Source organism: Haloterrigena sp. KLK7, from assembly GCF_037914945.1.
Classification (GTDB): Archaea; Halobacteriota; Halobacteria; order Halobacteriales; family Natrialbaceae; genus Haloterrigena; species Haloterrigena salinisoli.
Map to the genome: position 1 here is coordinate 311598 of NZ_CP149787.1, position 26046 is coordinate 337643.

Annotated in this window: 26 protein-coding genes; 12 read left to right on the forward strand and 14 right to left on the reverse strand. The window is 65.5% G+C overall.

The features are described 5' to 3' along the window. Positions 1–11: 11 nt before the first annotated feature. Entirely contained in the window at positions 12–1637 is a 1626-nt protein-coding gene (locus WD430_RS01535) for an NAD-binding protein (RefSeq protein WP_339104276.1), read from the reverse strand. A gap of 165 nt (positions 1638–1802) precedes the next feature. On the opposite strand from WD430_RS01535, the gene WD430_RS01540 reads away from it, so the two are divergent. From WD430_RS01540 to WD430_RS01550, 3 genes are all read left to right on the forward strand, one after another. Next, the gene (locus WD430_RS01540; protein ID WP_339104277.1) at positions 1803–2792 is read left to right on the forward strand and encodes an aldo/keto reductase; all 990 of its coding nucleotides are present in this window, start codon (positions 1803–1805) and stop codon (positions 2790–2792) included. A gap of 92 nt (positions 2793–2884) precedes the next feature. Further along, positions 2885–3043 (forward strand): hypothetical protein, encoded by a 159-nt coding sequence (locus tag WD430_RS01545; protein ID WP_339104278.1) that lies wholly within the window; start codon positions 2885–2887, stop codon positions 3041–3043. Between the two features lie 57 nt (positions 3044–3100). Beyond that, positions 3101–4105: an aldo/keto reductase gene (locus tag WD430_RS01550; RefSeq protein ID WP_339104279.1), complete on the forward strand. Its 1005-nt coding sequence runs from the start codon at positions 3101–3103 to the stop codon at positions 4103–4105. Between the two features lie 114 nt (positions 4106–4219). Here the strand turns inward: WD430_RS01550 and WD430_RS01555 are convergent, their stop codons facing one another. Then, positions 4220–5671, reverse strand: coding sequence for a heme o synthase (locus WD430_RS01555; RefSeq protein WP_339104280.1), 1452 nt, complete (start codon positions 5669–5671; stop codon positions 4220–4222). A gap of 173 nt (positions 5672–5844) precedes the next feature. On the opposite strand from WD430_RS01555, the gene WD430_RS01560 reads away from it, so the two are divergent. After that, positions 5845–6159 carry a hypothetical protein gene (locus WD430_RS01560; RefSeq protein ID WP_339104281.1) on the forward strand — a complete coding sequence of 105 codons (315 nt, stop codon included), beginning with the start codon at positions 5845–5847 and terminating at the stop codon, positions 6157–6159. A gap of 304 nt (positions 6160–6463) precedes the next feature. Here WD430_RS01560 and WD430_RS01565 read toward each other — a convergent pair whose 3' ends face one another. From WD430_RS01565 to WD430_RS01575, 3 genes are all read right to left on the reverse strand, one after another. Further along, positions 6464–7435, reverse strand: a complete 972-nt coding sequence (locus WD430_RS01565; protein WP_339104282.1) for a hypothetical protein — start codon at positions 7433–7435, stop codon at positions 6464–6466. A gap of 381 nt (positions 7436–7816) precedes the next feature. After that, positions 7817–8860, reverse strand: coding sequence for a polysaccharide deacetylase family protein (locus WD430_RS01570; RefSeq protein ID WP_339104283.1), 1044 nt, complete (start codon positions 8858–8860; stop codon positions 7817–7819). Between the two features lie 711 nt (positions 8861–9571). Beyond that, complete coding sequence (locus WD430_RS01575; protein ID WP_339104284.1) at positions 9572–9883, reverse strand: hypothetical protein; 312 nt, start codon at positions 9881–9883, stop codon at positions 9572–9574. A gap of 129 nt (positions 9884–10012) precedes the next feature. Between WD430_RS01575 and WD430_RS01580 the strand changes: the two genes are divergently transcribed. The 3 genes from WD430_RS01580 to WD430_RS01590 all read left to right on the forward strand — a co-directional run bounded on the left by WD430_RS01580 (position 10013) and on the right by WD430_RS01590 (position 12476). Further along, the gene (locus WD430_RS01580; protein ID WP_339104285.1) at positions 10013–10942 is read left to right on the forward strand and encodes a DUF3267 domain-containing protein; all 930 of its coding nucleotides are present in this window, start codon (positions 10013–10015) and stop codon (positions 10940–10942) included. A 50-nt stretch (positions 10943–10992) separates the two neighbouring features. Beyond that, positions 10993–11292 (forward strand): PadR family transcriptional regulator, encoded by a 300-nt coding sequence (locus tag WD430_RS01585; protein ID WP_339104286.1) that lies wholly within the window; start codon positions 10993–10995, stop codon positions 11290–11292. 536 nt (positions 11293–11828) lie between these two features. Beyond that, positions 11829–12476, forward strand: coding sequence for a hypothetical protein (locus WD430_RS01590; RefSeq protein ID WP_339104287.1), 648 nt, complete (start codon positions 11829–11831; stop codon positions 12474–12476). 33 nt (positions 12477–12509) lie between these two features. On the opposite strand, the gene WD430_RS01595 is transcribed toward WD430_RS01590, so the two are convergent. The 4 genes from WD430_RS01595 to WD430_RS01610 form a co-directional block, all read right to left on the reverse strand. Then, on the reverse strand, positions 12510–13655 hold the full coding sequence (locus tag WD430_RS01595) for an acyl-CoA dehydrogenase (RefSeq protein ID WP_339104288.1): 1146 nt from the start codon (positions 13653–13655) through the stop codon (positions 12510–12512). 157 nt (positions 13656–13812) lie between these two features. Next, positions 13813–15465, reverse strand: a complete 1653-nt coding sequence (locus WD430_RS01600) for a long-chain fatty acid--CoA ligase (protein ID WP_339104289.1) — start codon at positions 15463–15465, stop codon at positions 13813–13815. A 28-nt stretch (positions 15466–15493) separates the two neighbouring features. Beyond that, the gene (locus tag WD430_RS01605) at positions 15494–15655 is read right to left on the reverse strand and encodes a hypothetical protein (RefSeq protein WP_339104290.1); all 162 of its coding nucleotides are present in this window, start codon (positions 15653–15655) and stop codon (positions 15494–15496) included. Between the two features lie 165 nt (positions 15656–15820). Continuing rightward, positions 15821–16462 carry an SDR family oxidoreductase gene (locus tag WD430_RS01610; protein ID WP_339104291.1) on the reverse strand — a complete coding sequence of 214 codons (642 nt, stop codon included), beginning with the start codon at positions 16460–16462 and terminating at the stop codon, positions 15821–15823. 175 nt (positions 16463–16637) lie between these two features. On the opposite strand from WD430_RS01610, the gene WD430_RS01615 reads away from it, so the two are divergent. Then, positions 16638–17684, forward strand: coding sequence for a phytoene/squalene synthase family protein (locus tag WD430_RS01615; RefSeq protein ID WP_339104292.1), 1047 nt, complete (start codon positions 16638–16640; stop codon positions 17682–17684). Between the two features lie 117 nt (positions 17685–17801). Here WD430_RS01615 and WD430_RS01620 read toward each other — a convergent pair whose 3' ends face one another. The 4 genes from WD430_RS01620 to WD430_RS01635 form a co-directional block, all read right to left on the reverse strand. Next, complete coding sequence (locus WD430_RS01620; RefSeq protein WP_339105844.1) at positions 17802–18059, reverse strand: hypothetical protein; 258 nt, start codon at positions 18057–18059, stop codon at positions 17802–17804. A gap of 193 nt (positions 18060–18252) precedes the next feature. Then, positions 18253–19539: a hypothetical protein gene (locus WD430_RS01625; protein WP_339104293.1), complete on the reverse strand. Its 1287-nt coding sequence runs from the start codon at positions 19537–19539 to the stop codon at positions 18253–18255. Between the two features lie 92 nt (positions 19540–19631). Beyond that, the gene (locus WD430_RS01630) at positions 19632–20870 is read right to left on the reverse strand and encodes a pyridoxal phosphate-dependent aminotransferase (RefSeq protein WP_339104294.1); all 1239 of its coding nucleotides are present in this window, start codon (positions 20868–20870) and stop codon (positions 19632–19634) included. 193 nt (positions 20871–21063) lie between these two features. Then, on the reverse strand, positions 21064–21918 hold the full coding sequence (locus WD430_RS01635; protein ID WP_339104295.1) for a 3-hydroxyacyl-CoA dehydrogenase NAD-binding domain-containing protein: 855 nt from the start codon (positions 21916–21918) through the stop codon (positions 21064–21066). An 86-nt stretch (positions 21919–22004) separates the two neighbouring features. Here WD430_RS01635 and WD430_RS01640 point away from each other — a divergent pair, with 86 nt between their 5' ends. The 4 genes from WD430_RS01640 to WD430_RS01655 all read left to right on the forward strand — a co-directional run bounded on the left by WD430_RS01640 (position 22005) and on the right by WD430_RS01655 (position 25719). Continuing rightward, on the forward strand, positions 22005–23033 hold the full coding sequence (locus tag WD430_RS01640; RefSeq protein ID WP_339104296.1) for an SGNH/GDSL hydrolase family protein: 1029 nt from the start codon (positions 22005–22007) through the stop codon (positions 23031–23033). A 111-nt stretch (positions 23034–23144) separates the two neighbouring features. Beyond that, positions 23145–23927, forward strand: a complete 783-nt coding sequence (locus tag WD430_RS01645; protein WP_339104297.1) for a hypothetical protein — start codon at positions 23145–23147, stop codon at positions 23925–23927. Between the two features lie 125 nt (positions 23928–24052). Next, positions 24053–24847 (forward strand): class I fructose-bisphosphate aldolase, encoded by a 795-nt coding sequence (locus tag WD430_RS01650; RefSeq protein ID WP_339104298.1) that lies wholly within the window; start codon positions 24053–24055, stop codon positions 24845–24847. Positions 24848–24849: 2 nt separating this feature from the next. Then, complete coding sequence (locus WD430_RS01655) at positions 24850–25719, forward strand: class 1 fructose-bisphosphatase (RefSeq protein ID WP_339104299.1); 870 nt, start codon at positions 24850–24852, stop codon at positions 25717–25719. Positions 25720–25774: 55 nt separating this feature from the next. Here WD430_RS01655 and WD430_RS01660 read toward each other — a convergent pair whose 3' ends face one another. Continuing rightward, positions 25775–26032, reverse strand: coding sequence for a hypothetical protein (locus tag WD430_RS01660; RefSeq protein WP_339104300.1), 258 nt, complete (start codon positions 26030–26032; stop codon positions 25775–25777). Positions 26033–26046 lie beyond the last annotated feature (14 nt).

A 26046-nucleotide genomic window follows, 5' to 3' on the forward strand; every position in this document is an offset into this window, starting at 1 on the left:
ACGCGCCGAGCTCAGCAGGCCAGCGCGACGAACCGGTTGATCGCGTCGTCGTCGCCGGCGACGATCAGGACGTCGGCCTCGCGGACGACGAATTCGGGACCGAGGTCGGTCAGCAGTTCGTCGTCCCGTTCGACGGCGACGACGGTACAGCCGGTCCGCGCCCGCAGGTCCACCTCACCGAGGCTCCGGCCCGCGATCTCTGGGGCGGTCGTCCGGACGAGTTCGAACTGCGTCTCGGGCGTGAGGATCTCCTCGTCCTCGATCAGCACGGACGCGAGCATCCGGCCGGTCACCGTCGACAGCGAGAGGACGTACTCCGCCCCGGCGCGGTAGAGCTTCGGGATGTTCTCCGTCTCGTTGGCCCGCGCGATGATCTCGATGTCCGGGACGACCTGTTTGAGGACCAGCGTCGCGTAGATCGTCGTCGCGTCGTCGTTGACGGTGAGCAGGACCGAGCGAGCCTCGTCCACGCCGGCGGCCTCGAGGACGTCCTCGTCGGTGACGCTGCCGGTGACGTCCACGCCGGGTCGGTCCGCGAGGTCGACGACGGTGGTCGAGACGCCGTTGCCCGACAGCGTCTCCACCGCGGTTCGGCCGACGACGCCGTAGCCGCCGACGATCACGTTTTCCGGCCGGTGCTCGAGCGTCGAGACCGTCCGGGCTTTCAGCTCCGTGAGGTCGTCCCGCCGTCCCGCGACGAGCAGGATCGTGTTGCCGTCGATTCGCCGGTCGGGATCGGGAACGGGGACGAAGTCGCCGTTGAACCACGCGCCGATGACGGTGACCCCCATCCGATCCCGGATCCCCGACTCCGCGACCGTTCGACCGACGAGATCGCTGTCGTCCTGCACGAGCAGTTCGGTCACCGCGAGGTCCTCGCTGAGTTCGATCGTGTCCCGGAGTTCGGTCGACAGCGTCGTCGTCGCCTTCGTCGCGAGGCTCTGGCCGAGCACGCGCCGCGGGCGGACGGTCTCGTCGGCGCCCGCGTAGCGGTGGTAGCTCGCGACGTCCTCGTCCTCGACGACGCTGACGATCTCGAGGTCGCTCGAGAGCTCTCGAGCGGTGAGGATCACGACCGCGTTGGTCTCGTCGTCGACGTCGGTGACGAGCGCGCGGGCCTCGCCGGCGTTGGCCGCGCGCAGCGTCTCCTCCTCGTCGAGTTCGCCGTGGATCGCCTCGATCCCGTCCTTGGTGAGGTCGACGACGAGCTCCGGATCGTCGTCGACGAAGACGTAGGGGACGTTCGCGGCCTCGAGTTCGTCCGCGAGGACGTCCGATCGCGGCGAGTAGCCGCAGATAACGACGTGATCGGTGAGGTCGGTCGACTCCGGCGGTCGGTCCTGCAGCGCCTGCTGGAACAACGGGACGACCAGCAGCGGCAGGGCGAGAAAGACCAGCAGGACCCCCGTGAGGTTCATCGCGACCACGAACAGATTCATCGCGGTGCTTTCCCAGGGCGCGTCGCCGCCGAAGCCGGCCGTCGTCAGCGACTCGATCACGGTCTGGATCGCCTGCGCGAACGTCTTGGTCTCCCCCTCGAAGGCGGCCATCCCCAGCTGATAGAGCCACGCGTAAACGACCACGAGCGCGAAGACGGCGCCCAGCGAGAGCGCGAGCCGGCGCCACCAGTAGTTCATTGGCGCATCGTGCCCGTTGTGCCCCTATGTAACTTCTCAACTTTCTCCGTATCCGTCTAGTGCCCGTCACGAGGCGGGCTCACGCTCGAAGGCGACTCGGACGGTTCCCGGCCGGGGATTGCCACGAAGGCAAGGCATACCCGACGTCAGGGGCATCGGACACACATGAACCATCGACGGCTCGGTTCGACCGGACGCGACGTTTCGGAGGTCGGCCTCGGCACCTGGAACATCGGCGGCGATTGGGGCGACGTCGACGACGAGACCGGCCGCGACGTCGTTCGCGCCGCCCTCGAGGCCGATATCGACTTCATCGACACGGCGGACGTCTACGGCGACGGTCGCAGCGAACGCCACATCGGGCACGTCCTCGACGAGCGCGACGCCCACGACGACGTCTTCGTCGCGACGAAGGCCGGCCGCCGACTCGAGCCCCACGAGGCCGAGCGCTACGACTACGAACACCTCGCCGAGTTCGTCGAGCGCAGTCAGGAGTACCTCAACGAGGACACGCTGGACCTCCTGCAACTGCACTGCCCGCCGACCGAGGCCTACTACCAGCCCGAGACGTTCGATGCGCTCGAGCGGCTCAAAGCGGAGGGGGAGATCGCCCACGCGGGCGTCAGCGTCGAGAAGGTCGAGGAGGCGCTGAAGGCCATCGAGTACGACGTCGTCGAGACGGTCCAGATCATCTTCAACCCGTTCCGCCAGCGCCCGAACGAGCTGTTCTTCGAACGGGCCGAGAAGAACGATATCGGCGTCATCGTCCGCGTCCCCTACGCGTCTGGACTGCTGACGGGCGCGCTCGAGCGCGACCAGGAGTTCGCCGAGGACGACCACCGCAACTTCAACCGCGAGGGCGAGGCCTTCGACGTCGGCGAGACGTTCGCGGGCGTCCCCTACGAGACCGGCCACGACGCCGTCGAGGCGCTCGAGCCCCACGTCCCCGACGACCTGACGATAGCCGAGTTCACGCTGCGCTGGATCCTCGACCACGAGGCCGTCTCGACGGTCATTCCGGGCACGACATCGCCGGAGCACGTCCGCTCGAACGCCGCGGTCTCGGAGCTCGACCCGCTCTCGAATCGGGTCCACGGCGCGGCGCGCGACGTCTACGAGGAGTACGTCGCGGAGCACGTCCACCACCGCTGGTAACGCCGCGAACTCCACGCGGATTCCGTATCCGGTCGTGTCCGCTGACGGTTCGCGGAGTGTTTTTCACGCTCGAAAACGTATAGCTAACCGATATGTCCGTCTCGCTCGAGGCGTACTACGGCGCGATATCGTCGGAGACCGCGACCGAACTCGAGACGATGGTCTCCGAGCGGCGATCCCGCCGTTCGAGCGATCGACGCGACCGAGTGGGACGGATCGCGGCCATCGTGGATGCGGAGACCGCGGACTGAACCTCGCGGTTCGCCGGTTCCCCATCCGTTTTGCCGCTCGCGCCGGAATCGGCGCCCATGGAGTACACGACGCTCGGCAACACGGGCACGACCGTCTCGCAACTGTGTTTCGGCACCTGGCGCTTCGCGAAGGAGAGCGACGGGACCGTCGAGACCGACCGCGAAGAGGCCCACGACCTGCTCGACGCAGCGTGGGAGCAGGGGATCAACTTCATCGACACCGCGAACGTCTACGGCGATCCCAACGGCACCAGCGAGGAGTGGATCGGCGAGTGGCTCGCGGACCGCGATATCCACCGCGAGGACGTCGTCATCGCCTCGAAGGTCTACTTCCCCTTCGACGGCCGGGGCGAACCCGGACCGAACGACTCCGGGCTCGGCCGCAAGCACATCCGCGCCCAGATCGAGGGCACCTTGGAGCGCCTCGGCACTGACTACCTCGACCTGTACTACATCCACCGCTGGGACGAGGACACGCCCATCAGGGAGACCATGCAGACCCTCACCGAACTCGTCCGCGAGGGGAAGGTCCGCTACCTCGGCGCCTCCACGATGGCCGCCTGGCAGCTGACGAAGGCGCTGTGGACCAGCGACGTCGAGGGGCTCGAGCGGTTCGACGTCACCCAGCCGATGGTCAACGCGGCCCAGTACGACGAGGTCGGCGACTACCTCGACGTCTGCGCCGATCAGGACCTCGCCGTCTGCCCCTACTCGCCGCTGGCGGGCGGCTTCCTGACCGGCAAGTACGACCGCGCCGAGGACGGCTCCGTCGAGGCGCCGGACGGCTCTCGAGGGAGCCTCGACGAGATGTTCGACGAGTACTACGCGACCGAGCAGGCCTGGGACGTCCTCGAGGCCGTCGAGTCCGTCGCGAGCGAGGTCGACGCCACGCCGGCGCAGGTCTCGCTGCGCTGGCTGATGGACCAGGATCGCTTCACGTGCGTGCCGATCGTCGGCGCGCGAACGCCCGAGCAACTCGAGGAGAACGTCGGCGCGGTCGAGGTCGACCTCAGCGACGAGCAGTTCGAGCGGATCGACGCGGCCCGCGGGAGCGACGAGTAAGCTACGTAACTCGGTCGTATCGCGGTCTACTCGTCGTTCAGATCTTTTCGTCGCTCCGAACTCGCCGAGGGGAGAACGTACGACCGAGAGCGTCTCGCACCGCCAGTGCCGGCGTCAGAACAGCGACCCGGTCAGGACGAGCGCGTCGACGAGCACCGCGACGAGAACGGCCCCGAGGAAGGCGTTGGAGGCGTGGAACGAGCGGAACGCCGCGGCCTCGGTCTGCTCGAAGTGGAGTCTGACGGCGGTCCAGAGGAAGATCCCGCCGAAGACGACCACCGTCGCGGCGTACAGCGCGCCGAGATCGGTGATCCAGGCCAGCGCGATCGTGCTCACGAGCGTCGCCGCGAGGTAGTAGATGATCTGCTTTCGCGTCTCGGTCTCGCCGCGGACGACGGGCATCATCGGGAAGCCGCCGCGGGCGTAGTCGTCCTTGTACGCCAGCGCGAGGTTGTAGAAGTGCGCCGGCGTCCAGAGGAAGATCACGCCCGCGAGCGCCAGCCCCGGGAGCCCGATCTCGTTGGTGACCGCGGCCCAGCCGATCAGCGCCGGGAGCGCCCCCGCGGCCCCGCCGATGACCGTGTTCTGGACGGTGTTGGGCTTGAGGACGAGGGTGTAGACGACGCTGTAGAAGATGATCGCCGCGAGGCCGAGCGCGGCCGCCAGCCGGTTGATCGTCAGGAAGATCCCGAGCGAGGCGACGGTCAACAGCCCGCCGAAGGCCAGCGCGTTGGGCACGGGAATCAGGTCGGTCGCCAGCGGGCGATCCGCCGTGCGGGACATCTTCCGATCGACGTCGCGCTCTAAGACGTGGTTGAAGGTCCCCGAGGCGCCGATGGCGAGGACGCCGCCGCCGAGCGTCGCCAGAATCGTATAGCGGTCGAGCGAGGGGCCGGCGGCCAGCGCCATCCCCGCGGCGGCGACCAGACAGAGCAGCCACATCAGGCGCGGCTTCATCATCTTGAAGTACGCGAAGGCGGTGAGCCGGGCCCGAGCGAGTCCGCCCTCGGGCAGGGTGCGACCGCCGGCGGCGGCCGTTCCCTCGCCGTCGACGTCGTCGGTGAGCGGTTCAGGATCGATCGCGTCGTCGTCGCTCCCGGTGGCGAGCTCGAGATCCCAGGCGAGCGCGAGGACGATCGTCCCGAAGATCACGAGCCCGAGCGCGAGATGCAGGCCGGGCACGATCGCCTCGGGTCCGGACATCGCCGTCGCGGCGCCGACGCCGACCTGAACCACGTAGAGAACGGCGCCGACGACGATCGCCGTCGTGACGCGCCGCGAGACGTCGCCGAGGACGGCGGTGACGGCCGTCGCGGCGACGAGCAGGCCGACGACGACGGCCGCGATCCGGTGGCCCCACGCGACGACGAGTTGCGTCTGACTCAGCGGATCGACGGGCGCGTGACAGGTCGGCCAGGTCGAACACGCCGCGGTCGCGTTCGTCAGCGAGGTCGTCGCGCCGACGATCAGGAGGAGGTAAACGCCCAGCGCGGTCGCTGCCAGCAGTGCGGAGAAGCGCTGTCGAGTGCCGATCGGACGGGGAAACGACGCTGATTCGGTTACCACGGCTATTCTCGTCTACACCGTTCGACTCCGCGTATTTATCGTTCCCGCTTCGTCCCGCTTCTCGGGAATCGACGCCCGGGCGGACTCCCCCTCGACTTCGCTTCGATTCCCTCGAGTCGCGATCACTGAAACGAATGCGGAGGTCGATAAACGACGGTCGCGTAGGAGACGGTGTGCAACCGACCGATCGATCGCGGCCGACCGCGGACACCGACGGCGGGACCGCGAGTCACCCGGCGGCCGACCTCCGGGGCGACGACCCGACCGCGCGGTGTCCCTACTGCGATCGGCCGTTTCGCGAGCGACGACTCGAGGCGCTCCACCGCGGCTTCGACCACCCCGATCGGCTCTCCGACCGGGAGCGGGCCGCCTTCGAGCGGGCCTACCTCGAGGAGCAGACGGTGGTCCGCCGGTATCGGTTGCTCGCGCTCGGCGCGGTGGTTCTGGGGTACTTCTGTTTTCTGTTCGTCTACGCGCTCGTTCTCTGATGGTCACATCCCCATCTCGTCGGCCGTCGCCGGGAGGGGAAGCTCGTGGGGTGAGACGCCGAGCAACTCCGCGGCGTGGTTCAGGGCTACGGAGACCATCGACGAGACGGACGGAGCGATGTTCGGACGGATCCGTGCCGATCCGAGCACCGCCGGCGCATAGCGGAACGCATCGGTTAGACTGGTCTTTGACGCGACTCGCGAAGACAACGAGCTGGGGTTCCGAACCGATTCCACAAAACTAACGCAAATAGTGAGACGCTAGCAGTGAGTTCCTAGACAACTCTCGAAACGAGACGGATAGTTAGCATCCATCTCCGAACGTCCCATTGAGGGCCATCGAGTGATTGGCATAGTAGGAGTAGAGGTTTTTCGGCGCGACATATCTGCCGCCGTAGTACCCAGCAGGGCCGTTCGACTCGATACGGTTAGTCTCGTGATCCGTTGTAAATCTCAAATCTTGCCGGTCATAGATGAGCTCGCCATCGAGCCAGTACCGGATGACACCATCGGGGTTTGCCACGCCATCGTCGATCGTATTCACACAGATGTAATACTCGAATTCGTACCACCGACCTGGGACGAGCTCGGCTTGTCGTACGGTGTAGGGATTACTATCGATCAGGTAGTCGTGGTCTTGGTTTTGATCCATGTGGTAGGTATATGAGAGGAGATGGAACGGACCGTCCGGATCGGTTTCCCGAGTACTGACATAGAGTCGATTGCTCCACCCATTAGTACCATCGGGGACCCCACCGCCGGCACTTCCCTCACCGAAGGCCATTGCACAGTTCCAGATCCGACTGTGTGTTCGATCTCCCATCTCCCAGTTCGAGTTCAAAGCGAGATTGACACGGCCGTTGAGTTCGAGTAGCCCGCCATCGAAGTCGTAGTGCGTACTCAGCCCCCAATGCTGGTCTTCACGAACTCGTAGCTGGAGAGCGGTATCTCCGTCGTGTGTCGGGCTAGAAACGATTTCGAGGTTATCGCGCTCGCCGTTCGACATCCGATACATGTCCTCCCAGTTGTCGTACTCGCCGTAATCGAGATGAACGATGTCGTCCGGCCGGTTACAGCCGCCTCCAGATGCACTGTCTACGTCTGGCGCTGCCGTACCCTCCGCTCCGATTCCCGCCACTCCAATCAAACTACTTACACCCAAGAGACTGCCTGTACGTACCACCTGACGACGAGACATACCAGCATCACGTGTCGTCTCGTCTACACCGTTTCTATGATCTTCCGGGACTGTCCCAGTAGTGTGATCTTTTTTCATACGCGCTTGGTGAGATAAGATATTATGAGATAGTAATCCACCAACTATAGCGAAGTAGGTAGTATTTTATCGGATAGAATCCTTGTTTATGATATCTATATTACTGATATTAGATGGGTTATGCGATGAGCGGGCGCAAAACCTCGCCGTTTACCGCGGGGAGGATGTCAACGGTCCCTAGAGGAGTTTCCTAACGGAGTGAGTCCAGGGAGTGTCTTCGTACTCAGCAAGGACTCGCTCGAGTCGGCGTCTCTCAGTCGATCCTCGCTCGAAGAACGTATTACTAGCTGATAGGTCACAGTAGTTCCCTCTCGAATCGCTATCCAGAAGCGGTCTCTGAGAGTCGGTGAGATCCGGTCTGAAACCGGGTTTCGAGGCCGACTAAGAGAGTCTAGTAATCGCATCTCGAAGCGTCAGCACTTCGATGCCGCGATCGTCGATCATTTCGAGCGTGGTACGAATCTCCTCGGGAGAGACGACATCTTTCTCCGTGTGAGCAGCAAAGATGCCGAGGCTCCCGTTCCGTGCGATTTCGTCGAGATCGTCTTCAATAACGTCTCGAGAGGTCTCCTCGATGAAATAGCCACGCTTGGTCTCGAAGGGGTCAAAGTCAATCGGTGAGTTGACACGTCCTCTGGTCACATAGGCGTTAGCAACACCGATATAGTATTGTTTAGCGTGTCGGCGAACCCATTCGCCAAATGCATCGTACGGCGCGATCAAGGTATCGACAGTGAATCCCTCCTCTTCGAGAATAGCCTTCGAGTCACCGAGAAAGTGGTTCATTTCGCTGCTGGTATAGCGTTCGACGGTCGACTCAGCGTCGAACGATTGGTTGATCTCCTCATCGAGTTGAATATAGGATCCGGTACCGTCCGTTCCACCGCCGAGAACGGTACGAGTAACCGATTTCTCTCCGTCCGTGATCTCGAGTGATTTCTCAGCGGGGTCAGCATGAGTAGTTCGAGTCGGATAGATCCGGTCATCTCCGGGAACGATATCCTCAGTGAGGCGGGCTTGATCGAGATCAGCGTGACTGGTCGTATGAGATGCAATCTCCCAACCGTGACTCTGGAGAATACTGAGTTGATCGACGTTCATCCATCGTACTCCGTCGTCTCGATCTCGGGTCAGTGAATCTGTAACGACGCCAATCGTTGCAGGAGCGTCAAACTCCTGATGAACCGGAAATGCTTGCGTATAGTCCTGGAGAGGCGCATCATCATAGGTGATCACCACGGCACCGTTCTCACCGTGCCTACTGAACTGATCCTGATCGGAGGGCTCAGACGCCGTATCACTCGAGTCGTCGTCCTTACTCTCAGCGTTTGTCCCGGATTCGACGTCGAATCCGGACCGAGAACACCCTGCCATGAGCGCGGAGAATGATACCCCTGTAGCAGCGATGAATTTACGTCGGTCCATATTTTAAATAAAGTGCGTGCCGTATTTCAATGTGGTATGCAATATAAGCGATCCTCCCCTGTTCATGTCATTCGATTAGAGTTAGATCACATATATCTTCTGGAATCTCCAGGCCAGTTTTTTAGTTTATACAATATACTAGTGATATAAGATATTGTATTAAGTCCTGAGAGGGTGTAACTCGAGGGATCCTCCTTCAGCGAAACTACTTCTGGAAACTGAGTTTCAATAGGATCCTCTCCACGAAAACGCGAAGAACGGTGTGTGCCGATCGATATTCGGCGGGACTGGCATGTGACCGGGAGGACTGCAGGACGGATCGGTCGAGTCACCGTCGTTGATTCGCCCGAGCATCGCTGGACGTCCGAGACACCCAGTCTCGCCAGCGTCGCGACCTCGGTCGATGATCGGTCGCAGGTATTCCCCCTCGTCGCGCTTGAAGCCCGCAGGAACGTGACCGACCATTTTCCTTCGCGGTGTGCACGTCACTGTCCGGTCTCTCTGAACAGCAGTCGAGCGTGACTCCCTCGAACCGCACCGAACGCCCGACGCCGACCGTTCCGAGAGCGGTCGCTTCGTATCCGCACCGTCGACAATGCGACGCGAACACGCTCCCTGTAGCGACGATTCGGAGTGATCCGAGCGGCGTTGGGCGCTATCCTCGACCGCCCCGAGCGCCTCTCCGCGGACGAACGGGAGGCGTCGAGGCGATCACATCCCCATGTCCTCGGCCGCCGCCGGCACCGGCAGCTCGTGGGGCGAGACGCCGAGCAGCTCCGCGGCGTGGTCTAAGGCCATGTCGAACCCGTAGTAGCGCTCGAGTTCGTCGCCGTCGACCGTCGGTCGCACCTTCAGCATGGCGTACCCCTCGATGTTCTGGGCGATCGCGGCGGTCGTCCCGACCAGGGCCGTCCCGGCGTCGTCGGTGACCTCGAACGCGATGCGGCGTTCCGACTCGGTCTCCGTGTACGTCGCCCTGATACCGTTTTCCGCGGCCGTCCGATCGTCGGTATCGTCGGTCATGGCCGATACTCGCGGGTCGAGGACCGGGAAGCTATCGGTTTCCCTCGCGGTCGCGCGCAAAACAGGACGTCGAATCGCTCGAGCGCGGGAACCGGTACCGATTTTTCGGTCCCGCGAGAGGATTCGGTCGTGAACCGGACGGAGCCTCGCAGGTCCCCGCAGCTGATCGCGACGTTCCGACGCACGCGGGCGGTCGCAGTCCAGTGGATCGTCGTCTCCGCGGTCGGTTTTTTCGGCTTCGCCTACCTGTTCGGCCGCGTCCGCGCGGCGATTCTCGGGACGTCCCTCGAGCCGATCGTCGTGCCGGTGTTCGCACCGCCGGACGCGCTGCTCTGGCTCGTCGCCTCGGTCGGCCTCGTCGCGCTCGTCGTGGTGCCCCACGAACTGCTCCACGGCGTCTTCATGGCCCGCTACGGCGGCGACGTCGGATACGGGATCGGCGTCTCCTACTTCGTCCTGCCGTACGCGTACGCGAAGACGGAGGGCGCGAGCTACGCGCGCGATCAGTTGCTCGTCGCCCTGTTGGCCCCGTTCGTCGGCATCACGGCCGTCGGGCTAGCGGCGATGTTCGTTTACCCGTCGCCGCTGGTGATCGTCCCGCTCGCGGCCAACGCCGCCGGCTCGATCGGCGACCTCTGGATGGCCGGCGTCCTCCTGCAGTACCCCGCGGACGTCCGCGTCGGCCCGCTCCCCGACGGCGACGCGCAGGGCTTCGGCGTCTACGGCTCGCGTTCGAACGCCGGCAGCGTCGGTCGCCGGCCGGGGATGCGGTTCCTGTCGCGGCTCGTCGCCGGTGCCGTCGGGACGCTGGCGCTGCTGGCGACCGCGCTCGTCGCGACGGTGTTCGGCTCGCTCGTCGTCGGCTCCGGGACCGTCGTGATCGGCGAGCCCGGCAGCCAGTGGTTCCTCTTTCGCCACGAACTCGATTCCCGCGCCGGAGCGGTCCTCCTCGAGATCGGCGCCGTCGCGGCGGTCGCCCTCGCGGCCGTCGGCGGGCTCGCGTGGGCGGGGCTCCGGGAAGGCTATCGCGCGGTCGCGGCCGATCGGTCCGAGCGATGAGTCGCCCGCGAACCGTAACGTTCGAGCGGTCGCGCCGCGGGAACCGGAACATGACCAAGTGGCTCCGAAGCGGTCGCCGCCGCGACATCTGTTTCCTGCTGGCCGCCGCCGAGGACGGCGAACTCCGCGGCCAGCAGCTGAAATCGCGACTCGAGTCCCACTACGACGACCACCTCGATCCGCAGTCGTTCTACGGCTCGCTGTCGGCGCTCGAGGACGCGGGGTTCGTCGAGAAGCGAACCGAGGGGCTGTACGACGTCTACGCGTTCACCGAGGCCGGCGAGCGACGGGTCCGAGAGCACTACGACTGGGTGCGGGAGTGTCTCGAGGGCGACTCGGGACCCGAATAGGCCGCCTCGGAGGTCCCGGGCGGAGAACCGCGCACCGCTGTCGCGTCCCGTGAAGCGATACCGTCGACTCGTCGCGAAGCGGTCGTCGTTCCCCGCGGATCTGACTGCCGTGCCGAGTACTGTCGGCGGATTCGATTCCGTCGTTCGTCCCGCAGTGCCACTGGATACCGACTGCTGCGGTGGGGATTCGCCGACCGGCGATTGCCGCCGAGACGATCGTCCGAGAGCCGTCGTTATCGACCCCTTCATTTCAGTGTCCGTGACTGCGTAAAACCTATCTTGTAAATCAAATCTAAGCTAGATTTAATTCACCTAGTCCGAAGTATAGACTCTGTGGGAAAAACAGGTAAGGCGAACTGATCCGTCGGATCGGCCTTCAACGGGTTTCTCTGATACTGTAGCGGCGGTAGTCAATTCATTAGAAATCACGGACCTCGATCGATATACTAGATTCAGCACTGGATCAGTGTCTGAATATTTTTACTAATTCGTAGAGAAGGTTTATGGTTCGGTAGAATACTCCGCCAAATACTGAAATGGTCCGAAACCCAGGCCGTCACTCCCTCCCTTCGGTCGATCGCTCCGGCGGTTCGCAGCCCGACGAGCCCTGCGACCTCTCCCAGGACGAGATCTTCCATATCCTCCAGACGAATCGCAGACGGGACGTCATCGTCTATCTGTTGGACAAAGAGGATCCCATCAAGATGCGCGATATCGCCGAGATCGTCGCGGCGAAAGAGAACGAGACGACCGTCGCGAACCTGACGTCCGCCCAGCGCCAGCGTGTCTACATTCCGCTGTACCAGAATCACCTCCCGAAACTGGACGAGGAGGGGATCATCGAGTACGACAAACCTCGCGGAATCGTCCGACCGACCGATCGGTTGGAAATCTTTCGCCCGTATCTCGACGCAGCGAACCCGAACGACAGATCCGACCGACCGGACGCTGAGCCCGATCGGTTCCCGAACGCGCGTGCCATGGACGACGCTGCTACCGACTACTACGTCGCGGCGGTCGGCGTGAGCGCCGGTCTGCTAACGGCCTCCGCGTCCGGCCTGCTTCCGATCCCCGGACTGGCTCTCGCGACGATAACCAACGCGCTGTTCGTACTGGCTATCATCGCAGCGAATCGCTCCGTCTCACTCGCAGACGGCACCGAGGACGAGGCTCGTCCGCTCTAGTACCCACCGAGGGTGATCCGGGACGCTCGAGCGTTACTCCTCGAGCAACTGGTCGCCGATCGTGTTCCGCAGCACCTCACTGGTGCCCTCGTAGATCTCGTTGAGTTTGGCGTCGCGGTAGAACCGCTGGGCGGCGAAGTCCTTGGTATAGCCGTAGCCGCCGTGGATCTGGATGCCCTCGTTTGCCACCTCGCGGCTCACCTCGGAGGCGTACAGTTTGGCCTGCGAGGCGTCCTTGATGTAGTTCTCGTCGCGGATCTTCTTGTCTGCGGCCTTGTGCATGAGCATCTTGGCGGCCTGAATCTTCGTGTCCATGTCGGCCAGCTTGTGCTTGATCGACTGGAACTCGCCGATCGGCTGGCCGAACTGCTCGCGCTCGTTGGCGTAGTCGCGGGCCTCCTCGAAGGCCGCGCGGGCGATGCCGACGCCGCGGGCGGCGATGGTGATCCGGCCGCCGTTGAGCGTCTTCAGCGCGTGGACGAAGCCCTCGCCCTCCTCGCCGAGCCGTCGTGATTCGGGAATGCGCAACTCGTCGAAGCGAAGTTCGGCGGTCGGACAGCCCTTGTCGCCGAGCTTCTCCTCCGTGCCCTCGACGATGAAGCCGTCGTCCTCTTCGGGACGGACGATGAAGGACGAGATACCCTTGTTGCCCGCGTCGGGATCGGTCTTCGCGAAGAGGGTGACCGTATCCGCGACGGAGCCGTTGGAGATCCAGAGCTTGCCGCCGTCGATCACGTACTCGTCGCCCTCTTTCTCCGCCCGCGTCTCCATTGCGGGAACGTCGCTTCCGGCCCCCGCCTCCGAGAGCGCGAACGCGCCGATGTCCCGCCCCTCCGCGAGCGGCGTCAGATACTCCTCCTTCTGGGACTCGTCGCCGAACTCGTAGAGCATGTTCCCCGCCAGCGACGTGTGGGCGGCGACGATCGTCCCGAGGCCGCCCGAACCCCGCGAGATCTCCTCGAGGCCGATCGCGTAGGAGTGGTAGTCCAGCCCGGCGCCGCCGTACTCTTCGGGGAACGGCATCCCCATCAGCCCGAGCTCGGCCATCTCGCTGACGAGATCGGCGGGGAACTCGTCCTCGTGGTCGATCTCGTCGGCGATGGGAACGACCTCCTCGTCGACGAACTCCGACACCATGTCGCGAATCTGTTGCTGCTCGGCTGAGAGCGCAAAGTCCATAAACGATTATACGATTCCGTTCCCTTTATTGTTCACTCTTTCGTCTCGGGTGTGGACCAGTAGCACCCTCGGTGCCAGCAAAACGGGCTCTCGTCCGCGTGGTCGGTCGATGGTCGCGGTCTCCGCGTCTCGACGACCGAATCGGATCGCGGTCGTTTCAGTCGCGATCCGGCGCGGCGTCTTCGGGAACCTGTCCCTCGACGAGAGACTGCTCGGCGTACTCCTCGCGGATGTCCTTCTTCGAGAACTTCCCCGTCGCCGTCTTGGGGACTTCCTCGATGAACTCGATCTCGTCCGGCAGCCACCACTTGGGATACTCGTCGGCGAGCAGGTCGTTGATTTCGGCGACGATCGTCTCCCGATCGGCGCCCTCCGCGGGAACGATGAACGCGACCGGTCGCTCTTGCCAGCGCTCGTGGGGGACGCCGACGACGGCCGCCTCGGCGACGTCGTCGTGAGCCATGATCGCGTTCTCGAGTTCGACCGACGAGATCCACTCGCCGCCGGACTTGATCACGTCCTTCTCCCGGTCGACGATCTTGATGTAGCCGTCCTCGTCGACGGTGACGACGTCACCGGTCTTGAGCCAGCCGTCCTCGAAGTCCGCTTCGTTGGCCTCGGGGCGCTTGAAGTACTCCTTGGTCACCCACGGGCCACGGATCCACAGTTCACCGAACTCCCGTCCGTTCCAGGCGATCTCCTCGCCGTCGTCGTCGATGACCCTGAACTCGAGGCCGGGAACCACGAGTCCCTGCTTGCTGCGCTTTTCGACCTGCGTATCGTAGTCGGCGTTCCGCAGATCGGCTTTGAGGTGAGACACCGAGCCGATCGGTGCCATCTCGGTCATCCCCCAGGCGTGAAGCACTTCGACGCCCTGCGTGTCGAACCACTCGACCATCGATTTCGGCGCTGCCGACCCGCCGACGATCACGGTATCGAGCGTCGAGAGGTCCACCTGATTCTCCGAACAGTACTCCATCAGCCCGAGCCAGACGGTCGGAACGCCCGCGCTGATAGTCACACCCTCGTTTTCGATGAGGGTCGCGAGGTCTTCGGGGTCCGGAGATGGGCCGGGGAAGACCTGTTTGGAGCCGCCCGCCGTCGCCGTAAACGGCATCCCCCAGGCGTTGACGTGGAACATCGGTACGACGGGCATGACGACGTCGTCGTCGGCCATCGGGATCCCCTGTGGCGTCTGGGACGCCATCGTGTGGCTCCAGAGCATCTGTTGGGTGTATTCGACGCCCTTCGGGTCGCCGGTCGTTCCCGAGGTGTAACACATCCCCGCGGGCTGTTCCTCGTCGACGTCGGGCCAGTCGTACTCGCTCTGGTGGCCCTCGATGAACGACTCGTAGGGCGTCGCCTCGAGGTCGTCGGACTCCTCGCTTCCCATGACGACGAAGTCGACGTCGTCGAACTCGCCGTCGGCGTCGGCGACCGCGCCCGCGAGCTTCGGGGCGAGCGACTGATCGACGAAGATCAGTTCGTCGTCGGCGTCGTCGACGATATACTGAATGTGCGCGTCGGGGAGCAACGGATTGATCGTGTGGAGCTGGGCGCCGATCGACGGCACGGCGAAGTACGTCTCGAAGTGACGCGAGTGATTCCAGCAGAACGTCCCGACCCGATCGCCGCTCTCGATCCCGTATTCGTCGAGGGCGTTCGCGAGCTGGCTCGTTCGATCCTCGTACTCGCCGTAGGTGTATCGCTGCATCCCGTCGTGATTTCGGGAGACGATCTCCGTATCAGCGTATAGCTTACTCGCACGCCACAAAAACGGTCGAAGTGTTTGGTCCGTTCCCGTCGGCATATTCACTACTATAATAATGAACAATACATCACTCTTTCCATACGGCTGTCGTCGGCGGCGCCGGACGGTTCGCGTTCGCGCGGGGCGGACTCGAGGGGCCGGTGGTAGCCGTCCGCCCGCCCTGACCGACGAGGACGACGGCGGGGTACGCCGCGGCGTGGTCGGCGAAGCCGACGCGCTCCGGGGGCACTGGCGGCCGCTCCGGGCGGGATCGACGTCGCGGTCGAGCGCGTCGGGGAACACGACGTCCCGCGGGAGACCGGTCGACGCCGCGCTCACGCCGCGTCAGAGAATGACGCTCGTCATCGCTGCCGCGATGGTCGCGTCTACGGGACGGCGCGAGTCCGACAGTCCGTCATCGCGGAGCGATCGTCTCGAGCGCTTCGTCGATCGGTTCGTCGCCCGAGAGGAGTTCGAACGTCTCCCCGACGAGTTCGTCGTGCTCGAGCGCGACCACGAGCGTCCTGGCGACGTCCTCGCGGGGAATGTCGCCGGCGTCTAGCCCGATGTCATCTCCGACTTCGATCGTCCCGGTTCCGGAGTCGTTCGTCAGTTCGCCCGGGCGGACGATCGTGTACTCCAGTCCGCTCTGGCGGAGGTACTCGTCGGCCTCGGCCTTGGCGGTCAGGTAGTCCTCGAGCGCGTCGGGGCCCGACTCCGGGTCGTCGGCGCCCATCGAACTGAGCATGACGAAGCGGTCGACGCCGGCGTCCTCGGCGGCGTCGATCAGGTTGATCGCGCCGTCGCGGTCGACGTCGTAGACGGCGTCGCCGCCGGAGCCGGCGGCGAAGATTATCGCATCAGCGCCCTCGACCGCGTCCGCAACGTCCTCGGTTAGATCAGCGACGACGGGGTCTCCGCCCAGCGCTTCCATCTCGTCGGTCTGGTCCGGGTCGCGGACCATCGCTCGAGCGGTGTGATCGCGCTCGGCGAGCAGTTCGGTGACGTGTTGTCCCACCTGTCCGTGTGCGCCGGCGACGAGTACGGTCTGAGTCACGGTCGCCCTTGTCGGCGCGCCGGGAAACGAATTGCGTCGGGAGGTGCCGGGCCGCCGTCGTCTCGATTTCGACCCCACCGGAGACCGGGCTCGGGCGCCGATTCTCGCGTCGACCGGAAGAACACGCCGCGACCGGGGTGTTTTTCCCGAGAGAGGTCGAAAAGGACTCGAGTAGATGACCACGGGCCAGCCCGAACCTCCAACTGACGCCGACCTGGATTGGTGTTACGACGCGGTTCACGGCGTTTCGCGGACCTTTTCGATCACTATCGATCGGCTCGAGGAGCCGATGGCGCGACACATCTGTCTGGGGTACCTCCTCTGTCGAGTCGCCGACACGATCGAGGACGCGGGACACATTCCGCCGGAAACGCAGACGGAACTGCTCACCGAATACGACCGCGTGCTCGATCCGGACGCCGACCGGACCGTCGCGGAGTTCATGGACGACGTCGAACCGTGGCTCCCCGAGGAGCGCAACGACGACTGGGAGGTCGTCGCCCAGACGCCGCGGGTGCTGCGGACGTTCGAGTCGCTGGACGCCGAGCCCCGTGAGATCATGCGCGAGCCGGTTCGGGAACTCGTCGACGGCATGGCGATGTTCACCGACCGCTACGCCGACGAGGGCGGCCTGCGCTTACAGACCGTCGAGGAACTCGAGGAGTACTGCTGGTACGCCGCCGGCACCGTCGGGACGCTGATCACCGGGCTGGTCGCCCGCGGCACCTCCCAGGATCGGGCCGACGAGATGCGGGAGAACGCCCGCTCGTTCGCGCTCCTCCTGCAACTGGTCAACATCGCGAAGGACGTCGAATCGGACTACCACGAGGAGAACAACGTCTACCTCCCCGCCGAGTGGCTCGCGGCGGAGGACGTCGACGTCGAGGAAGTCACCGACGAGGCCCACCACGGTGGCGTTACGAACGTCATCAAGCGGGTGACAGGCCGCGCCGAGCGCTACCTCGACGACGCCCAGCGCTACCTCGAGGTCGTCCCCGAGCACAACGGCAACCGGCTCTCGGCGTGGGCGATTCCCTACCTGCTTGCCGTCGGGACGCTCCGCGAACTGCGCGAGCGCCCCGAGGACGTCGTCCGCGAGGGCGACGTCAAGGTCTCGCGCGCGGAGGTCTTCGCGCTGCTCCAGCAGTTCGAGGACGGCGTCTCGCGGTCGAACCTGGCCGAACTTCGCAAGGAGATGGCGGAGAAACCGTTACACCACTGACCCAGTTCTCTCGGTCGTCCGTTCAGTGCCCGTCCGGCGGCGCGATGCCCCTCTCGAGTGGCCGTCCGATGACGACGCGTTCAACGGTAAGTTCGGCCCGCTATCGCTCCGTTCCCGCTATCCTTCCCCTTCGGACTGGTATGGCTCGCCGACGGCGTGGCGGGGGAGGAGGTTGAACACTTCCGATTCCAGATCGTCCATCGACGAGAACTCGTCACCGCCCGACTCGGCGACGAGGTCGCCGAGGTTCTCCTCGCCGTCGGCTAAGACCAGCGTGACGTCGTCGCACTGGTCGGCGACCGCGTCCCGAGAGATCGGGTAGTCGAGTTCCTCGAGCACCGGTTCGATGTCGTTGAGGTGGACGCTTCGACCCATGACGGACCCTTCGACGCCGGTCCGCTTACAGCTACGCATGTATCACTGTGCGGGATCATCCGTGCGAACGGCTCGTTCGTCCCGTTCCGAGCATCGTATCGCCAGCGCGTAATCGGGGCTGGTATCGTGACGGAACGTGACTCGAGGGGCGTCTCCGTCCGTTGCTGTTCGTTTCGGTTCCGACCTCGCGCGGTCAGTCGACGCCGAGCGCGAGCCGTCGACCGAGCAGCGCGAGCGGGTAGCCGAAGGCGGCGACGGCCGCGACCCACGGTAACAGGAGGAGGCCGTACAGGGCCGGTCCGTAGCCGAACGCGGAGACGGGAGCGACGCTCGCGATCGCGGCGATCGGCGCGAGCGCGGCGCCCGCGACGAGCGCGACCGGGAACCGTCCGCGCTCGGCGGCGTACCCGATCGGGAGACAGAGCGCGGTGGCCGCGCCGAACCAGAGCGGGACCGCGTACACCGGCGGGCCGGCGATCAGGAGGGCGATCCCGCCGGCGACGACCGTCGCGAGGAGCGAGAGCCCGAGGAGCCCGCGGGTCTCGAGCCGGCGGCCGAGGCGGCGCGCCCCGCCCCCCAGCAGGGCGTACCCGACCCCGAGCGAGGCCAGCGCGACGGCGCTCGGCGCGAGGCCGGCGTCGGTCGCGGCCACGCCGACGACGAGGAAGCCGACCGCCCCGACGGCGCCGACGGCTGCGATCGATCGCTCGAGCGTCGCGGCGTCGAAGACGGCGATCCCCAGATCGGTTCGACAGACCGCGACGCCGACGAATCCGACGAGTAGGCCGAGCGCGGCGCCGCCGCGTACCCCGTGCTCGAGGGCCGTCGGACCGACCTCGAGGCCGATCGTGGCGTAGCCGGCCGCCGCTCCGAAAACGCCGCCGCTGCCGTAGGTAACGTACGTCTGCCTGTCGAACTCGGCGTCGTCCGTCCACGTCGCGGTGTTCCCGTCCACCGCAGCGTCGGCGGGGCGGTTCGTGATTTCCGCCCCCTCGGGCGCGTGGATCGTCACGCGCTCGGCCGTCCGTCCGTAGCGAGCGTTCGACGTCCCGACGGCGAAGTAATCGACGATCCAGGCGTCGCCGGCGCCCGGCCTGGCGACGTCGTCGACGGTGTACTCGACGACCACCGTCTCCCCCTCGAGCGTCGACTCGACGGTGCCGACGTCCCCCTCGGCCGCGTGATAGGGCGCCCACGCGTCGTCGACCGCGGCCTCGAGCGCGCTCTCGTTGGTTCGGTATCGCTCGACGGCCGACGAGTCCACGGGAACGCGGGCCCGCCACAGCGAATCGCCGCTCTCGTCGACGTGGATATCGAGCGTTCCCGGACCGGTCGCGCCGTCGATCCCCGCTCCGTCGGTCATCTCGGAACCACAGACCCCGCAGAGCTGCGTCGGCGGCGGTGCGCCCGCGACGACGATGATTCCAGCGGTGCCGACGAGACAGAGGAGGGCGACGATCGCGAGGCGGGGAACGCGCATATTTCTATATACTCATATAGGATATAAAAACACTGAGGTGGGACGGAGTGTTCTCCACGGGCAGTCACAGCACGGACGCGGCGTGCCCGCGATCACTCGGCGTCCAGTTCGGTTCGAACCAGTTCCTCGAGTCGATCCAGTCCCAGTTCGAGTCGGTCGCGGTCGTTCGCGAAGCTCAGCCGGAGGTGTCCCTCGCCGCCGGCGCCGAAGGCCCGTCCGGGCGCCGTGACAACGCCGCCGTCGTAGAGGAGCCGCTTCGCAATGTCTACGCTCGAGCCCTCGAGTTCGCTCACGTCGACGAACGCGTAGAAGGCCCCCTCGGGTTCGGCGACGGAGACGCGGGGGATCGACTCGAGGCGGTCGACGACGTAGTCCCGGCGGGAGCGGAAGGCGGCGGCCATTTCGCGGAACGGCTCCTGCGGACCGGTCAGCGCCTCGAGCGCGGCGTACTGGGCGGGCGTGTTGACGCAGGACGTCGTGCTCTCGTGGATCTTCGCGATCTGCGAGACGACGTCGGCGGGGCCGGAGAGCCAGCCGACGCGCCAGCCCGTCATCGCGTAGGTCTTCGAGAAGGAGTTGACCGAGAGGACCCGTTCGTCGCGATCGGTGACGCTCGCGACGCGGGGCGGAATCTCGTCGTACGTGAGCTCCCTGTAGACTTCGTCCGCGAGTACGTAAGCGCCGTGTGCAGCGGCGGCGTCGACGACGCGTTCGATGGCGTCCGCGGAGAACGCCCGTCCGGTCGGGTTCGAGGGCGAGGTCAGCGTGACCGCCGCCGTGTTCGGACCGATGGCGTCGACGATCCGCTCGGGGTCGGGTTCGAATCCCTCGTCGGCCGGCATCGGCACCTCGACGGGGACGGCGTCGGCGAGCTTCGCCTGCGAGATCGGGTTCGGCCACGCGGGCGTCGGCACGACGACCTCCTCGCCGGGGTCGGCGACCGTCTGGATCGCGAGGTGCAGCGCCTCGACGCCGCCGTTCGTGACGACGAGTTCCGACTCGGGATCGACCGGTAGCTCGCCGTCGGCGGACAGCTTCTCGGCGATCGCCTCCCTGAGCGCCGGGAGGCCCGCGTTCGAGGTGTATCGGGTCGCTCCGTCGCGAGCGGCCTCGAACGCCGCGTCGACGACGTGCGCCGGCGTGTCGAAGTCGGGTTCGCCGAACTCGAGGTGGACGAGATCGGCCTCGTCCCCGCGCTCGCGCTCGTACTCGGCGGCGAGTTCGAACATCACGCGGATCCCCTGGGGCTCGATTTCGCGGACGCGGTCGGAGAGCCGATCGCGCTCGGTCCCGCGTTCGGTGTCGGATTCGGAGGCGGACGATCGATTCATTGCGCGAAACGACGTCCGTAGACGGGAAGAATATTCGGTGTCAGAACCGACGTGAGGGGCCGTCCGTGGACTCCGGTAACTCGCGTCTCCGGACTCGAGGTGAAACCGCCGACTCGAGGACGCTGCTCGTACCGGCTGCCGACTCGAGGACGCTGCTCGTATCGGCTCCCGACCCGGGGCGTTACTCGTGGAGCTATTCGTACTCGTAGAACCCTTTTCCCGTCTTCTTGCCGAGGTCGCCGGCCTCGACCTTCCGCTTGAGGAGGTAGGCCGGTTTGTACCGATCCCCGAGTTCCTCGTGGAGCGTCTCGGAGGCGTGCAGACAGACGTCCAGCCCGATGTGGTCGGCCAGCGTCAGCGGCCCCATGGGGACGTTCGTGCCGAGTTCCATCCCCGCGTCGATGTCCTCCTTCGTGGCGACGCCCTCGTCGAAGGCCCGGATCCCCTCGTTGATCCACGGCATCAGGATGCGGTTCGTGACGAAGCCGGGCTTGTCGTCGGCCTCCCAGGTCGTCTTCTCTAACTCCTCGGCGAGGTCGTGGGCCAGGTCGGTCGCCTCGTCGGTCGTCTTCTCGCCGACGACCACCTCGACGCCCTCCATGATCGGGACGGGATTCATGAAGTGCAGGCCGATCACCCGCTCGGGGTGCTCTAAGTCGCTCGCGATCGAGGTGATCGAGAGCGTGCTCGTGTTCGTCGCGAGCAACACGTCCTCGTCGCAGACCCGCTCGAGGTCGGCGAAGACGTCCTGCTTGACCTCGAGTTCCTCCAGCGCGGCCTCGACGACGAGGTCGCAGTCCGATAAGTCGTCGAGAACCGTCGTCCCCTCGATCCGGTCGCGGATCGTCTCGGGGTCGTCCTCGAGGGCGTCCCGGCTCTCGAGTCGCCCGAGACTGTCCGCGATCGTCTCGAAGCCGCTCTCGACGAACTCCTGCTCGATATCGCGCATCACGACGTCGTAGCCGTGCGTGGCGGCGACCTGTGCGATTCCGCTGCCCATCGTTCCCGCGCCGACGACGCCGATCCGATCGATTCGGTCGCGAACCATGCCTCGAGTTCTACGCTCCGACTGGTAAACGTGGGGGCGGGAACCGAGAACTAGAACTATAAGTCATCGGGAAATTCGGTTGAACTATGCAACAGGATAACATCCAGTTCCACAACGTCGGCGATCGCCGACCGATCGAGGGTCGAGACGGGGAGTTGCTCCAGCGCGTGCCGGAATCGGTGCGGCGCGAACTCAACGACGGCGCGCAGTCGCGGATGCGCCACCCCGCGGGCGTCGAACTCCGGTTCGTCCCCGACGGCACCGCGACGGTAACGCTCTCGACCGTTCCCGGCGGGAGCGCCGAGGAAGGGACCGTCCGCGTCTTCTGGGGCCCGATTCAGGGCTCGACCGAGGTCGTCGTCGGCTCCGAGCCGACCGAGATCGAGGTCTCGCTGCCAGAGAAGCTCGCCGACCTCGAGCCGTCGGCCGTCGAGGACCTCGCCTTCGATCCCCAGGTCTGCCGGATTCAGTTGCCGGGCGAGCACCGCGGCGGGCCGATGGTCTACCACGGCCTCGAGGGCGACGTCCGCCCGCCGCGCGACGAGGAACTCCCCGACCGGCGCTACCTCGCCTACGGCACCTCGATCACCGAGGGCGAGGCGCCGCTGGCCGAGCACCTGACCTACGTCAGCCAAACGGCGCGCCGGTTGGACGCCGACCTCGTCAACCTCGGCTCCTGTGGGACCGCGTACTGCGACGCCGCGATCGCCGACCACATCGCCGAGCGCGACGACTGGGACGTGGCGACGCTCTCGGTCTCGGTGAACATGGTCGGTACGTTCGATCCCGAGGAGTTCCGCGAGCGGGCCGCGACCCTGATCGACCGCGTGGCGAGCGCCCATCCCGAGAAACCGGTCGTCGCGATCACCATCTTCCGCAACTCCCGGGACGTCTGTCGGAGCAACTGCGAGACCGAACGCTGCGAGCGATTCCGCGAGGAACTCCGCGAGGTCGTCGCCGAAACGACCCACGACAACGTCCACCTGCTCGAGGGCCCCGAACTGCTCCCCACGATCGGCGGGCTCACCACCGATCTGGTCCACCCCGGCGACAACGCGATGATCACGATGGGCGAGAACCTCGCCGCCGAACTCGAGGCGCTGCTCGAGGACTGATCGCCGGGCCGTCGACGAGGCGCGAATCGAACCGTTCGGTTGAGGATACATTCAGCTCGAGGGTAACCTTCAAGGATGGAGGGTGTGAGCTATCGGTAACTGGTGAACCGTGTGAACAAGAACGACGCCGTCAGCCAGCCGGGAGCGAAGGGGGGAAGCGAGACCGACGCCGCGACAGACACCGACAGCACCGACGAAACCGTCGATCTCGGGATCGGTATCTCGGTCGATATCGACGTCGGCGACGTCGACGAGGAGACCGACCACGTCGAACTCGCGTTCGACGAGGACGACTATCTCGAGTCGGCCGACGAATCGGGACGGGATCGGGCGGACGATGGGGAACGAAGCGACCGCGACGGTCGCGGCCGCGACCTCGAGTCCGGCGAGCGCGAGCGCCTCGAGAGCGCGGGCATCGAGCCCGACGCGGTCCGCGAGAAGGAGTACTCCTACCGGCTGTTGCTCGACGCGGGGCTCGACGAAGCGACCGCGGACGCGCTGCGACGACGGTTCTCGCTGCCGTGGTCGTTCGAGGGCGACAGCGACGGCGACCTCGAGCGCCGCTCGAGCGAGGTGCGGGGTCTCGGGGCCGCCGAACGCGAGTGGATCGCGGTCAGCGGGGACGAGGACTGGCAATCGTTCGAGTACGAGCACTCGCCGATCGCCGCGGTCGAGCGCGAACGGCCCGCGGAGCGTCCGTATCCGAAGCCGACGCCGGTGACCGCCGTCACGGGCGTCGGGCCCGATAACGCCGACGACCTGGCCGAGGCCGGAGTTCGCTCGGCGGAGCGGCTGGCGACGGTGAGCGCGTTCGCGGTCGCCGACGCCCTCGGTCTGGACGTTCTGCACGTTCGAACGTGGCGACACAACGCGCGGGAACTGCTCGCCGACTGACTCGAATCGCTCGGGCTCTCGCGGCGACTCGATCGGCGCTCCCGGACCTAATAACTACGAATGTACGTAATTTCGATAATCCGGACCATCAGAGATATATAGCGGCCTAGTGCACCGTCTAACAGATGATTCCGATCGACGACTCTCCGATCGTTCGCGACGGCAAGTCACTGATTCTCGCGATGGACCACGGGTTAGAGCACGGCCCGGTCGACTTCGAGGACGTCCCGGAGAAACTCGACCCGTCGACGGTCTTCGAGACGGCGACCCACGACGCCGTCTCCGCGATGGCCGTCCAGAAGGGGATCGCCGAGGGCTACTATCCCAGCTACGAGGACGACGTCAACCTCCTGTTGAAGCTCAACGGGACGTCGAACCTCTGGATGGGCGAACCGGACTCGGCGGTCAACTGCTCGGTCGACTACGCCGCCGAACTGGGCGCCGACGCCCTCGGCTTTACCGTCTACGGCGGTTCGAACCACGAGATCGAGATGGTCGAGGAGTTCCGCGACGCCCAGGAGAAGGGCCGCGAGTACGATCTCCCGATGGTCATGTGGTCGTACCCGCGCGGACAGGGACTGAAAAACGACACCAAACCCTCGACGATCTCCTACGCGACGCGGCTGGCCCTCGAGCTCGGCGCCGACATCGCGAAGGTCAAGTATCCCGGTAGCAAGGACGCGATGGCTCACGCGGTACAGTGTGCCGGCGACATGAACGTCGTCATGTCCGGCGGCTCGAAGACCTCCGACTACGAGTTCCTTTCGACCGTCGAGGCCGTAATCGACGCCGGCGCGACGGGGCTGGCCGTCGGCCGCAACGTCTGGCAGCGCGAGAACCCCACGCAGCTTCTCGACGCCCTGGAGAAGGTCATCTACGAGGAGGAAACCGCCGACGCCGCGCTCGAGCAGACCGAGTAGTGATGACGGTATCGGACCCAACGGTCGAGGACGTCGTCGCGACCGTCAGCCGATCAGCGACCGAGATCAAGCAGGGACTCATCGGTCGGCGCGGCACCGTCGACGAGGAGAACCCGAGCGGCGAGCGACAGGCCGAGGCCGACGTCTGGGCCGACGAGATGCTGGGAGAGCGACTCGCTGCGATCGACGGCGTCGGACAGTACGCCAGCGAGGAGCGTCCCGCGGTCGTCGACTGCGGCGGCGATCCGGACGCGGGCGACGCCTACGCGGTCGCCGTCGACCCGCTGGACGGCTCGTCGAACCTCAAGTCCAACAACGCGATGGGGACGATCTTCGGCGTCTACGACGCCGCGCTGCCCGCGCCGGGCGAATCGCTCGTCGCGGCCGGCTACGTCCTCTACGGGCCGATCACGACGATGGTGATCGCCACCGAGGAGACCGTCGCCGAGTACGAGATGACCGGCGGCGAACGCCAACTCATCGAACGGGACGTCACGCTCCCCGAGGACCCCGTCGTCTACGGCTTCGGCGGCCGCGTCCCCGACTGGCCCGCGGACTTCGAGGCCTACGCCCGCGAGATCGAGGACGAACTCAAACTCCGCTACGGCGGCGCGATGATCGCCGACGTCAACCAGGTGCTCACCTACGGCGGCGTCTTCGCGTATCCCGGCCTCGAGTCCCGCCCCGAGGGCAAACTGCGGCTGCAGTTCGAGGGGAACCCCATCGGCTACATCGTCGAACGCGCCGGGGGACGGTCCTCGGACGGCGACGGGTCGCTGCTGTCAGTCGAGCCCGACGCGTTACACGACCGGACGCCGGTCCACGTCGGTAACGCCGAACTGATCGATCGACTCGAGGACACGCTCGAGTAATATCTGCACCGCTTTTAGCGGCGAGACGCTCGAGTCCCGGCCGTTCGTCGGTTCGTCAGTCCGCTTCGTCGGTTCGGTCTCGGCGCCACGCCGCCGTCACGGTGACGTAGACGCCGATCCCGGCGATGAGCAGCGCGTAAAACGCCCACTGAGGCCAGCCGATCTCGAGGAAGAGCAGCGTCAGGAAAACGACCCAGACCGTGGCGACGAGCAGGTCGATGAGGAGTCGAACGACGGTGCCGACGAGGCCTCTCACGGTTCGGCCGTCGCGGTTCGATTCGTGATTCGAGCCGGAGGCGGTATCAGTTGCCATGGATTCGGTGCGTG

Coding starts and splice junctions, on each gene's coding strand:
- WD430_RS01640 (WP_339104296.1), top strand. CDS start 22,005: ATGCAACAGGATAACATCCAGTTCCACAACGTCGGCGATCGCCGACCG.
- WD430_RS01655 (WP_339104299.1), top strand. CDS start 24,850: ATGACGGTATCGGACCCAACGGTCGAGGACGTCGTCGCGACCGTCAGC.
- WD430_RS01585 (WP_339104286.1), top strand. CDS start 10,993: ATGACCAAGTGGCTCCGAAGCGGTCGCCGCCGCGACATCTGTTTCCTG.
- WD430_RS01635 (WP_339104295.1), bottom strand. CDS start 21,918: ATGGTTCGCGACCGAATCGATCGGATCGGCGTCGTCGGCGCGGGAACG.
- WD430_RS01535 (WP_339104276.1), bottom strand. CDS start 1,637: ATGAACTACTGGTGGCGCCGGCTCGCGCTCTCGCTGGGCGCCGTCTTC.
- WD430_RS01545 (WP_339104278.1), top strand. CDS start 2,885: ATGTCCGTCTCGCTCGAGGCGTACTACGGCGCGATATCGTCGGAGACC.
- WD430_RS01620 (WP_339105844.1), bottom strand. CDS start 18,059: ATGGGTCGAAGCGTCCACCTCAACGACATCGAACCGGTGCTCGAGGAA.
- WD430_RS01565 (WP_339104282.1), bottom strand. CDS start 7,435: ATGAAAAAAGATCACACTACTGGGACAGTCCCGGAAGATCATAGAAAC.
- WD430_RS01595 (WP_339104288.1), bottom strand. CDS start 13,655: ATGGACTTTGCGCTCTCAGCCGAGCAGCAACAGATTCGCGACATGGTG.
- WD430_RS01625 (WP_339104293.1), bottom strand. CDS start 19,539: ATGCGCGTTCCCCGCCTCGCGATCGTCGCCCTCCTCTGTCTCGTCGGC.
- WD430_RS01630 (WP_339104294.1), bottom strand. CDS start 20,870: ATGAATCGATCGTCCGCCTCCGAATCCGACACCGAACGCGGGACCGAG.
- WD430_RS01660 (WP_339104300.1), bottom strand. CDS start 26,032: ATGGCAACTGATACCGCCTCCGGCTCGAATCACGAATCGAACCGCGAC.
- WD430_RS01600 (WP_339104289.1), bottom strand. CDS start 15,465: ATGCCGACGGGAACGGACCAAACACTTCGACCGTTTTTGTGGCGTGCG.
- WD430_RS01615 (WP_339104292.1), top strand. CDS start 16,638: ATGACCACGGGCCAGCCCGAACCTCCAACTGACGCCGACCTGGATTGG.
- WD430_RS01550 (WP_339104279.1), top strand. CDS start 3,101: ATGGAGTACACGACGCTCGGCAACACGGGCACGACCGTCTCGCAACTG.
- WD430_RS01575 (WP_339104284.1), bottom strand. CDS start 9,883: ATGACCGACGATACCGACGATCGGACGGCCGCGGAAAACGGTATCAGG.
- WD430_RS01570 (WP_339104283.1), bottom strand. CDS start 8,860: ATGGACCGACGTAAATTCATCGCTGCTACAGGGGTATCATTCTCCGCG.
- WD430_RS01540 (WP_339104277.1), top strand. CDS start 1,803: ATGAACCATCGACGGCTCGGTTCGACCGGACGCGACGTTTCGGAGGTC.
- WD430_RS01590 (WP_339104287.1), top strand. CDS start 11,829: ATGGTCCGAAACCCAGGCCGTCACTCCCTCCCTTCGGTCGATCGCTCC.
- WD430_RS01650 (WP_339104298.1), top strand. CDS start 24,053: ATGATTCCGATCGACGACTCTCCGATCGTTCGCGACGGCAAGTCACTG.